This window comes from Roseovarius roseus (genome assembly GCF_043355935.2).
GTDB lineage: Bacteria > Pseudomonadota > Alphaproteobacteria > Rhodobacterales > Rhodobacteraceae > Roseovarius > Roseovarius roseus.
On the sequence record NZ_JBHFPE020000060.1, the window covers coordinates 1 to 849 of the forward strand.

2 protein-coding genes are annotated in these 849 nt (G+C 55.7%); both read left to right on the forward strand.

Annotated features, from left to right (window positions below; translation table 11 throughout):
* Positions 1 to 199 precede the first annotated feature (199 nt).
* The gene (locus ACEWPL_RS19445; RefSeq protein ID WP_393928651.1) at positions 200 to 493 is read left to right on the forward strand and encodes a transposase; all 294 of its coding nucleotides are present in this window, start codon (positions 200 to 202) and stop codon (positions 491 to 493) included.
* An 8-nt stretch (positions 494 to 501) separates the two neighbouring features.
* Positions 502 to 798: an IS3 family transposase gene (locus ACEWPL_RS19450; RefSeq protein WP_393928653.1), complete on the forward strand. Its 297-nt coding sequence runs from the start codon at positions 502 to 504 to the stop codon at positions 796 to 798.
* Positions 799 to 849 lie beyond the last annotated feature (51 nt).

Below are 849 nucleotides of genomic sequence, written 5' to 3' on the forward strand. Positions count from 1 at the left end.
GCGGGATGGAGCAGCCCGGTAGCTCGTCAGGCTCATAACCTGAAGGTCGTAGGTTCAAATCCTACTCCCGCAACCAAAAATACCACACAATAACAACGCTCTGGCGCCCTCTGGACACTTGATGTGCTCCCCGGAAACTGGACAATGACGTAAGCTCTGATTTGCTGTCTGCTGATCTTCACCACGAAGGAGATCGAAGATGTCGAAACGAAAGCAGCATGCCCCTGAGTTCAAGGCGAAGGTGGCGCTGGAATCGCTGAAAGGCGAGGCGACCGTGTCGGAACTGGCGAGCCGGTTCGGCGTGCATCCAACGATGATCAACCAATGGAAACGCGCACTGTTGGATAGCGCATCCGGTGTGTTTGAACGGGGCAGCCGCAAAGCGCCGGTAATAGATGAAGATCAGGTCCGGGACTTGCACGCCAAGATCGGGGAGCTGGCGGTGGCCAACTCTTTTTTGGAAAGAAAGCTCAAGCCGTGGGCCGGGAAGTGAGGCGCGGCATGGTGGAGCCTGATCATCCACAGCTATCGATCGGCCAGCAGTGTGCTCTGCTGTCGATCTCGCGCTCGTCCTTTTACTATACGCCGAAGGGGGAGACCGAGCAGAACCTTGGCCTGATGCGGCAGATCGACGGGCAGTTCTTGGAAACGCCATTCTTCGGTGTTCGGCAAATGACCTGGCACCTTCGCAACGACGGCCATGCGGTGAACGAGAAGCGTATCAGGCGGCTGATGCGTCTTATGGGGCTGATGCCGATCTACCAAAAACCCAGAGAGTGTCCGATCTTTTGTGTATGACTGATCCGGTTCATGCTTCACCAAAAGGAAGCATGAATGACCATCTCGAAA